A 7,910-nucleotide genomic window follows, 5' to 3' on the forward strand; every position below is an offset into this window, starting at 1 on the left:
CGGGCGTACCCCGCCGCGCGCGCCACGACCGTGCGGATGCCGATGAAGCGGGCCCGCTCCTCGTTGTCGCGGATGGCTTCGGTGATGGCGCCAAAACGGGTGCGCATCAACTGCACCAGCACACAGGTCACCAGCACCAGCACGACCCAGCTGACAAGAAACAGCACGGAAGGCTTGAGCAAGGTCGATTGCGACACACCCAACAAGGTGTTGGGCCACTGGATGCCCATGCCGTCCGAGCCACCGGTCATGCCGCGCGCCCGCACCGCCAGCAGATACGCCATTTGCCCGATGGCCAGGGTCAGCATGCCAAAAGCGATGCCCGGCACGCGAACGATGACCAGCCCGATCAGGAACGACGCCGCACCGATGCCCACCAGCGTGACCAGGATGGCCCATTCGGCAGGCATCCACCCCAGCTGCAGCATCACCGCCATGCTGTAGCCGGCGGCGCCGAAGTACAGCGCATGGCCGAAGCTGACCAGCCCGTTTTGCTTGAGCAGCACGCCCACGCCCAGCGCAAAAATGGCGTAGATCACCGCTTGCGTGAACATGCCCAGCAGGCTGTTGCTCGTCGTCAGCCACAGGATCATTCCGGCGGCCACCAGCGCGAGCAGGGCATTCAACGACATCCTTGTCCAGGTCATGGCGGCGCTTTCGGCTCAGGTGCGGCTGCCCGCCAGACCGGAGGGCTTCCAGATCAGGACGGCAATCATGAACATGAAGGGCAGCAGCACGGACACCCCGGGCAGATAGACCGCGCCGAGGGCCTGCATGAGCCCCAGCAGAAGGGCGGCCACGAACGCACCGGCCAGCGAACCCAGGCCACCGATGACCACCACGACGAAGGAGTCGATCAGCACGTCCGAACTCATGTGCGGCGACAGCGACAGAAACGGCGCGGCCACCACGCCCGCAAGCCCCGCCAGCGCGCTGCCCAGGCCCACCACGGTCGCGCTGAGCACATCGGTGTTGACCCCCTGCATCGCGGTCGTCACCGGGTCGGTGCTTGCCGCGCGAACGAACAGCCCCATGCGCGAGTAGCGCAGCCAGAGCGTGAGGCCCAGCGCCACCACCGCGCCGACCACCAGCACGCCGATGCGGTAGGCGGGCATGTCGTGCCCGAAGAGGTTCACGGAGAAGTTCAGCAGCTCGGGTGTGAACAGCGAATGGTTGCCCTTGCCCCAGATGAAGGCCACGAGGTCCTCGAGGATCAGCAGCAGGCCGAAGGTGGCCAGCATCACGCTCAGCGGCTCACGGTCCTGGAGCAGACGAAAGCCATAGCGGTCGATCAGCACCCCCACCACGGCCATGACCGCCGGCGCCACGAACAGCGCGACCCAGAAGTTGCTGTGCGTGGCCACCGTGAATGCGATGTAGGCCCCCAGCATGTACAGGGCGCCGTGCGCGAAATTGACCACCCGGCGCAGGCCATAGATCAGCGCGAGCCCGGACGACATCACGATGAGCAGCGCACCGTAGACGAGGCCGTTGAAGATCTGGATGGTCAACATGCGGTGCAGGCTCCAGGGATTCGTGGTGCTCAGAGGTGCTTGAACACCGGCGCGCGCTTGCCCAGAAAGGCGTGCATGCCTTCGTGGGCGTCTTCGCTGGCGAAGCGGGCGTACAGCGCGCGCCGCTCGAACAGGATGCCCTCGGCCAGCGAGCTTTCCCAGGCGCGGTTGACCGACTCCTTGATCGCCATCAGGGCCGGCAGCGAATACGAAGCGACCTGCGCGGCGAGTTCCAGCGTGCGCGGCATCAGTTCCGCATCCGGGACCACCCGCGAAACCAGGCCATAGCGGTCTGCCTCATGCGCGTCGAGCGCGCGAGCGGACAGGCACATGTCCATGGCCTTGGCCTTGCCGATGGCACGGGGCAGGCGCTGCGTGCCACCGGCACCGGGCAACATGGCCAGCTTCACCTCGGGCAGCGCGAACCGCGCCGATTCGGCCGCCACGATGATGTCGCAGGCGAGCGCCAGTTCACAGCCGCCCCCCAGGGCGACACCGGCCACCGCCGCCAGCACGGGCTTGCGCACCTGGCGAATGGTCTCCCAGTTGCGCGTGATGAAGGCGCCCTGGTGCACATCGCTGTACGACCAGTCGGCCATGGCCTGGATGTCCGCCCCGGCCGCGAAGGCCCTGGCGCCGCCGGTGATGACGATGGCGCCCACGCTGGCGTCGCCGTCCAGGGCCAGCAGGGCCGCACCCAGCTCGTCCATCAGCGCGTCGTTGAGGGCATTGAGCTGGCGCGGCCGGTGGAGGGTGAGCACGCCCACGCGGCCATGGATCTCGGTCTGGATGAGCGCTTCGGTCATGGCGGTGGCGCTCAAGGTTTCACGATGTCGCGCAGCTTGAACTTCTGGATCTTTCCAGACGGCGTGGTCGGCATGGCATCCAGCAGTTCCAGCCGCTCGGGGATGTATTGCAGCGCCACCTTGAGCGACTTGAAGTAGTCGACCAGGGTCGGCAGGTCCAGCGTCTGGCCGGGCTTGGGCACGACCACCGCGCAGGCGCGCTCGCCCAGGCGCTCGTCCGGGTACGCCACCACCGCGGCCATGGCCACGGCGGGGTGGCGGTAGAGCATGGACTCGATCTCCACCACCGGGATGTTCTCGCCGCCGCGGATGATCACGTCCTTGCTGCGGCCTGTGATGCGGATGTAGCCCTGCGCGTCCATGCGCGCCAGGTCGCCGGTGTCGAACCAGCCCTGCGAATCGGTGTTGTTCCACTGCGGTCGCTTGAGGTAGCCGCCAAAGTTGGAGCACGCGCGCACGTACAGCTTGCCGGCTTCTCCGGCGGGCAGGGTGGTGCCGTCCACGTCCGCCACCTTCACCTCGACGCCACGCAAGGCCAGGCCATCGGTGGTGAACGCGCGTTCGTCGTCGTCGTCGAGCTCGATCAGGGTGACAGCGCCGTTTTCCGTCATGCCCCAGGCGGACACGATCTTGGTGCCCAGCACGCTGCGGGCCTGCTCCACCAGCGGGCCGGGTATCGGCGCGCCGGCGCACAGGAAGGTCTTGAGCGTGGGCACGGCCTGCCCCGACTCCGCCACGTGGCGGGTGAGGTCGGTGAGGAAGGGGGTCGACGCCATCGTGAACGTGACCTTCTCTTCGCGAATGAGCGCGATCGCCTTGAGTGGGTCCCACACGTCTTGCAGCACCACGCGGGCCTTGAGCATGATGGGCATCAGCAGGCCGTACATGAAGCCGGTCTGATGCGCCATCGGCGACGCCATCAGCACCACATCGTCGGCGCCCAGGCGCAGGCGCTCGGTGTAAGGAACGATGTTGGCCATGACCGTGTTCGCCGAGTGCATCACGCCCTTGGGCTCGCCCGTGGTGCCCGAGGTGTAGATCAGCTGCGTGATGTCGTCCGGGCCCGGCCGCCTGCGCCGGAGGATGTCTGCCGCGTCCGGCTCCTTCTCCCAGGCCGGCCCGCTCAGCAGGGCCTCGAAGCCGTTGGCGCCGGTCCCGTCCACGATGACCACGTGTTGAAGATCGGGCAGGCTGGGCTGCAAGCCCGTGATCATGGCTTCGTGGTCGAAACCGCGAAAGACCTTGGGCGCGATGATCACCTTGGCTTCACCGTGCTTGAGCATGAAGCCCAGCTCGCGCTCGCGAAAGATGTGCATCAGCGGGTTCATCACCGCGCCGATGCGCGAGCAGGCCAGGTACACGAGGGAGAACTGCCACCAGTTCGGCAGTTGGCACGCGACCACGTCGTTGCGCACCACGCCCAGGCGCGCCAGGCCCACGGCAATGCGATCGGCCATCTGCGCCAGCTCGCGGTAGGTGAAGCGCTGCACCGCACCGCTCTCCATGCGCACCGCGCTGATCGCCAGCTGGTCCGGGCAGGTCTGGACGCAGGCGTCGAGGTAGTCGTTGATGGTCTTGTCGTGCCACAGACCCTGCTGGATCATGCTGGCGCGCCGTGGGGCGAGAAGTACCGCGTCGAAATCCATGCTTGTCTCCGTGTGTCGTTGTGGTGTCCGGGGGTCTCAGGCGGGCACGAACTGCCGTCCCGCGCGGGTGCGGGCGATGATGGTTTTCATGATCTGCGCGGTGCCGTCGCCGATCTGAAAACCCAGCACGTCGCGCAGCCGCTGCTCCATCACACCGTGGTCGTAGCCGCCGTGTCCGAAGCAGAGCAGGCACTGGTGCACCACGTCGTAGGCCAGCTTGGGTCCCCACCACTTGCACATGCCGGCTTCGGCCGTGTGCGGCAGCCCCTTGTCCTTGAGCCACAGCGTCTGCAGGCACAGCAGGCGGGCGCCCTCGACCTGGGTGTCGAAGTCCGCCAGCGGGTGCGTCACGCCCTGGAAGGCCGACAGGGGCTTGCCGAAGGCTTCCCGCTGGGTGATGTAGGACCAGGTTTCTTCCAGTGCCACGCGAGCCACCGCCAGCACCTGCAAGCCGATCAGGGCGCGCGAAAAGTCAAAGCCCTGCATGACCTGCACGAAGCCCTTGTTTTCCTCGCCCAGGCGGTGGTCGATCGGCACGCGCACGTTCTCGAAGAACAACGAGCCTCGGCCGATGGCGCGCTGCCCATGGCAATCGAAGCGGTTGCGCGTGATGCCGGGCACATCCATCGGCACCAGCAGTGCCGTCACGCCGTGCGCGGCCGACGCCGTCGAGCCGGTGCGCCCGAACACCACCGCGGCATCGCACTGATCGGCGGCGGAGATGGAGGTCTTCTCGCCATTGATCACGTACTCGTCGCCCACGCGCTCCACGCGCAGTCGCAGGTTGCCAGCGTCGGACCCGCCGCGCGGTTCGGTCAGCGCGATCGCGAACAGCGCCTCGCCCTTGGTCAACTTCTCCAGCCAGGGCTGCACCACATGGGGCTGGCCGTGGTCGGCGAGGATCTGGCCGTTGAGCGACGCCAGCAAATTGATGTAGCTGATGCTCAGGTCGGCGCGCGCGATCTCTTCGTGGATCACCCCGGCGGCCAGGCAGCCCATGCCCTGACCGCCGAAGGCTTGCGGCAGTTCGGGTGCGATGAACCCCAGCGCACCCATCTCGCGCATGAGCGTGCAATCGAGCACCCGCGTCTGGTCGCGCTCCAGAAAGCCCGGCGCCACGCGCTCGGTGGCGAAGCGGCGCACATGCTCACCCAGGGTCTGCAGATCCTCGTCGATGTAGGGATTCATTCGGTCTCCTGCCGCTGCGTGGCGCTTGCCTGGCTTACTTGGCGTACTTGCGAAACTCGGGCTTGCGCTTGTCGCGCAGCGCATTCACGCCTTCGCGCGATTCGTCGGTGTCGTAGTACAGCTTCAGCGCCACCATGCCCAGACCCGCGATGCCCGCCTGGTGCGCGGTATCGGCGTTGAAACTGCGCTTGGCGATCGCCAGTGCCATGGGGCTGCGCTCGCCCATTTCCTCGGCCCACTTCTGCACTTCGGCGTCGAGCTGGTCGTGCGGCACGCACACATTGGCCAGGCCCATGGCCACCGCTTCGGCACCGCTGTAGCGGCGGTTCAGATACCAGATCTCGCGCGCCTTTTTCTCGCCCACCACCCGGGCCAGGAAGGCCGTGCCGTAACCGGGGTCCACCGAGCCCATCTTGGGCCCCACCTGGCCGAAGATCGCCTTGTCCGAGCAGATGGTGAGATCGCAGATCGTGGCGAGCACGTTGCCCCCGCCGATGGCAAAACCCTGGACCCGCGCGATCACCGGCTTGGGCACGTCGCGAATGGCGGTATGCAGCTCTTCCATGGGCAGGCCGATGGTGCCTCGCCCGTCGTAGTTGCCGTTGTGCGCCGACTGGTCTCCGCCGGTGCAGAAGGCGCGCTCACCCGCGCCGGCCAGCACGATCGCGCCCACCTCGCGGTCGTAACCGGCCTTGTTCATGGCCCGGATGATTTCATCGCAGGTCTGGCCGCGAAACGCATTCATCTTGTCGGCGCGGTTGATGGTGATCCAGGCCACGCCGTTTCGGACCTCGTACAAGATATCTTCAAAGTTCATGGCTGCGCTTTCGTGATGGGGTTGCGGGGACGTTCAACCGTTCATGGTCAAACCGCCGGAGACGCTGAGCACCTGCCCCGTGACGAAGGCGGCGTCGTCGCTGGCAAAGAAGAGGATGGCGCCGGGCAGGTCTTCGGGCTGGCCGATGCGCCCCAGGGGAATGGAGCGCGTGAAGGCCTCCATCAACTTCTCGGGGTTGCCCGCGCCTTCCTTGTAGTCGGCGAACAGCGCGGTGTCGGTGGGGCCAGGGCACACCACGTTGACGGTGATGCCGTGGCGCGCATGCTCGCGCGCGATGGTCTTGGAGAAGGCCACCAGCCCGCCCTTGCAGGCGGCGTACACCGCCTCGCCCGAAGAGCCGACACGCGCCGCATCGGACGAAATGTTGACGATGCGCCCGGCCTTGCGGGCGGCCATGCCGGGCAGCACGGCGTGGTGCAGGTTCAGCGCGCCCACCAGGTTGATGGCGATCAGCTTGTCCCACTGCGCCGGCTCGGTTTTGGTGAAGGGCTTGAACACGTCCCAGCCGGCGTTGTTCACGAGCACGTCGATGTCGCCGAGCTCCGCCTGCGTCACCGCCACCGCGTCGTTCACGCTGGCGCGGTCGGTGATGTCGCAGCGCACGGCCAGCGCCGTGCCACCTGCGGCGCGAACCTGCCCCGCCACCTTCTCGGCCGCCTCCAGGTTCAGGTCGAACACCGCGACACGGCCCCCTTCCTGGCCAAAGCGCTGGCACGTCGCCCCGCCGATGCCACCACCACCACCCGTCACCACGACGGTCTTGTGTTCGAATCGCTTCATTGCTTGTCCTTGAGGTTGTCAGGCTTCGCCTGCGCCGCAGAAATGCTTCTGCTTTTTGCCAAAGTGCGTAAACATGTTGCCTTTATTCTAGACACGGCCCTGACAGACCACAAGCGCGCAAACACAAGGAGAAATCATGGTTAACCCTACGGGTGAGACGACTTCAGCCAAGATGGAATTGGCCAACAGGGTGTTCTTTCGGCTCTATCAATGCGCCAACATGTTGCATAAAACCGGATCGCGCGCGGTGGAGGCGGAAGGCCTGACGACGCAGCAGTGGGCGGTATTGGGTGCACTCTCGCGGGAGAAGGCCGAGGGCGGGCTGAGCATTGGCGATCTGGCCAAATACCTCATGGTCAGCCGCCAGAACCTCTCCGGGCTCATCGGCCGCATGGAACGCGATGGGCATGTCGCCATCGCACCGGATGGCCGTGATCGCCGTTCACGCCTGGTGACGATGACCGATTCGGGGCGGCACGTCTGGCACGTGTTGGCGCGACCGAAGATCCTGGCTTACTACGAGGAAATCCTGGGCGACTTCTCGATCAACGACGTCACCCACACGCTGCACTACCTGCTTCGGATCCTGGAGAACATGCAACGCGTCGATGTCGACTGGACCAGTGGAGGCCACAGTGAGGCAGGCGCGCTGTCTTCCCCCGACAACTGACTGGTGGCGCATGCGCTGAACATGGCCCGTGGCCAGCGGGTCGTTCGCGGGCCGGTGGAGGTGCCCACCTAAGCCCCAGGCCAGGGGGCCAGCGCGGTCTCGGCGGCCGTGCAGCAGACGAGCGCACTGCCCACGCGGGTGCGGGTCTGCTCGATCAGGTAGTCCAGGAAGACCTCGGTGCGGCGCGGCATGAACTTGCGGCTGGGCAGGGCCGCATACACCGTCAGCCGGTCGGTGATCCAGGGGTTGAGCACGCGCACCAGATCGCCGCTTTCTATGAAGGGCGCGGCCAGGCCGACGGCGATGGCGCAGATGCCCGCGCCATCCAGGGCGGCGTGCACCAGGGTGTCGGGGTGGTTGACCCACAGCACCGGCTGCACCTCGATGTCGGCGAAGCGGGTTTCGTCCGTCTCGTGCATCAGGCGCCAGGCCCGGCTGCGGCCGGCCGTCGACCTGTAGCGCAGGCAA

9 protein-coding genes are annotated in these 7,910 nt (G+C 66.6%); 1 reads left to right on the forward strand and 8 read right to left on the reverse strand.

Annotated features, from left to right (window positions below; translation table 11 throughout):
- The 7 genes from KIT86_RS23330 to badH form a co-directional block, all read right to left on the reverse strand.
- The coding region (locus tag KIT86_RS23330; RefSeq protein ID WP_297402850.1) for a branched-chain amino acid ABC transporter permease at positions 1–647 on the reverse strand (647 nt) is incomplete at its 3' end.
- A gap of 15 nt (positions 648–662) precedes the next feature.
- Positions 663–1,514 carry a branched-chain amino acid ABC transporter permease gene (locus KIT86_RS23335; RefSeq protein WP_297402852.1) on the reverse strand — a complete coding sequence of 284 codons (852 nt, stop codon included), beginning with the start codon at positions 1,512–1,514 and terminating at the stop codon, positions 663–665.
- A gap of 29 nt (positions 1,515–1,543) precedes the next feature.
- Positions 1,544–2,320 (reverse strand): enoyl-CoA hydratase-related protein, encoded by a 777-nt coding sequence (locus KIT86_RS23340; protein ID WP_297402854.1) that lies wholly within the window; start codon positions 2,318–2,320, stop codon positions 1,544–1,546.
- An 11-nt stretch (positions 2,321–2,331) separates the two neighbouring features.
- Complete coding sequence (gene aliA, locus KIT86_RS23345) at positions 2,332–3,966, reverse strand: cyclohexanecarboxylate-CoA ligase (protein WP_297402856.1); 1,635 nt, start codon at positions 3,964–3,966, stop codon at positions 2,332–2,334.
- 36 nt (positions 3,967–4,002) lie between these two features.
- Complete coding sequence (gene aliB / locus KIT86_RS23350; protein WP_297402858.1) at positions 4,003–5,154, reverse strand: cyclohexanecarboxyl-CoA dehydrogenase; 1,152 nt, start codon at positions 5,152–5,154, stop codon at positions 4,003–4,005.
- A 34-nt stretch (positions 5,155–5,188) separates the two neighbouring features.
- Entirely contained in the window at positions 5,189–5,971 is a 783-nt protein-coding gene (gene badI / locus KIT86_RS23355) for a 2-ketocyclohexanecarboxyl-CoA hydrolase (protein WP_297402860.1), read from the reverse strand.
- 33 nt (positions 5,972–6,004) lie between these two features.
- Complete coding sequence (gene badH, locus KIT86_RS23360) at positions 6,005–6,772, reverse strand: 2-hydroxycyclohexanecarboxyl-CoA dehydrogenase (RefSeq protein WP_297402862.1); 768 nt, start codon at positions 6,770–6,772, stop codon at positions 6,005–6,007.
- A 136-nt stretch (positions 6,773–6,908) separates the two neighbouring features.
- Between badH and KIT86_RS23365 the strand changes: the two genes are divergently transcribed.
- The gene (locus KIT86_RS23365) at positions 6,909–7,442 is read left to right on the forward strand and encodes a MarR family winged helix-turn-helix transcriptional regulator (RefSeq protein ID WP_297402863.1); all 534 of its coding nucleotides are present in this window, start codon (positions 6,909–6,911) and stop codon (positions 7,440–7,442) included.
- Between the two features lie 68 nt (positions 7,443–7,510).
- Here the strand turns inward: KIT86_RS23365 and KIT86_RS23370 are convergent.
- Positions 7,511–7,910: LysR substrate-binding domain-containing protein (locus KIT86_RS23370; RefSeq protein WP_297402865.1), on the reverse strand; the 400-nt coding region annotated here is incomplete at its 5' end.

This window comes from Hydrogenophaga sp. (genome assembly GCF_026125825.1).
GTDB lineage: Bacteria > Pseudomonadota > Gammaproteobacteria > Burkholderiales > Burkholderiaceae_C > Hydrogenophaga.